Genomic DNA, 1,367 nt, shown 5'->3' with positions numbered 1-1,367 from the left:
GCATGACCTTTTCTAAAAAACTGTTTCCACACCTTCTAGGTGTACAAAAAGAACACTCTATGTTATTGTAAAGTCGATAAAAACAACAATAAACACAAAAGGAGTGCGTTCTTATGTCTTCACTTTACAACAAAAATCGCTCACATTCAATGCCCAAAAAGAAATCACGGTCGCCAACGATGGCGGAAGCTTAACCAATGATGCGGGGCTTATCTTGGTCGCTGAATTTTTAAAACAAATTCATTTTGACTCATTGTTAGCCCAATATGTTCATATCCCGGATCCTCGTTGTTTCGTTCAACATGAATGGTTGGACGTATTGAAACAATGGCTCTACCAATTGATTGCTGGTTATTCTCGCGACCGAGATGCCAATACGCTCCAATATGACCGTCTTTTCAAGAAGCATTAAAACAAGGTCGACTCAGCTCGCAATCCATGATGTCTACCTTGCTTCATACCTTAACCAAAGAAAATGTGGGCCAACTATCACAAGTAGCCAAAAGACTGGCGGATTTCGGCATGGATCATCAAAACAGCCAACATTTCATTCTCGATCTGGATTCGACCTCTTGTACTACCTATGGACAACAAGAAGAAGCCGATTTATTTACCATTATGGGGTCAATGGCTATCATCCGTTTGTCGCTTTCGAAGGTTTAACGGGGTTAGCATTAGATGTCCGTCATCGGCATGGAAAATCTTATACCTCGACCCATGCCGAAGACTACCTGGTGGAAATGTTGGATCGTTATCAACAACGTTCAGAGGACCCGCTCTTGTTGGTCCGTGGCGACAGCAACTTTGCCAAACCGGAAATCTATGAACAATGCGAACAACGAAAGGCGCATTATGTGATCAAACTCAAAAATAATGCGCGTCTGATTGACCAAGCCCAACACCAAGTCCAGTATACGAATGGTACGGATTACACAAAGACAGAACATCAGTACTTTAAGGTCAACTAAGCAAACTCGTGGGATCGACCGCGGACCGTCGCTATAAAAGCCACTAGAAAAGGAGGATACCTTTTTTTCAGAATTTCAATTTGTCGTGACCGATTTCGCTAACCTTTCCCCCAAAACGATTTTTCAGCTTTATCAAAAACGAGGGAATATGGAAAATTTCATCAAAGAAATGAAAACCGGCTTTTTCGCTGATAAAACGGATAGCCATTCCTTTTTAGCAAACAAGGCCCGTTTGGCCTTGAGCTTTTTGGCTTACAATATCATCCATTTGATGAAACAGATGACATTTCCTCAAGAAAAAAGGCAACGGTGATTGACACGATACGCTTTCAATTGTTCCATATCGCAGGGAGAGTCACGGAACATGCGCGAAAAATTCAAGTTCACCTCTCCAGTACC

Annotated in this window: 2 pseudogenes; both read left to right on the top strand. The window is 42.1% G+C overall.

Annotated features, from left to right (window positions below):
* Positions 1 to 103 precede the first annotated feature (103 nt).
* Positions 104 to 968, top strand: a pseudogene (locus QQK26_RS16560) (IS1380 family transposase).
* Between the two features lie 73 nt (positions 969 to 1,041).
* Positions 1,042 to 1,281: pseudogene (locus QQK26_RS16060) on the top strand (transposase); the annotation flags it as partial.
* Positions 1,282 to 1,367 lie beyond the last annotated feature (86 nt).

This window comes from Arenivirga flava (assembly GCF_030161575.1).
Classification (GTDB): Bacteria; Actinomycetota; Actinomycetes; order Actinomycetales; family Microbacteriaceae; genus Arenivirga; species Arenivirga flava.
Note: the sequence above shows the minus strand (reverse complement) of the source record. Positions and strands in the feature narration are given on the sequence as shown.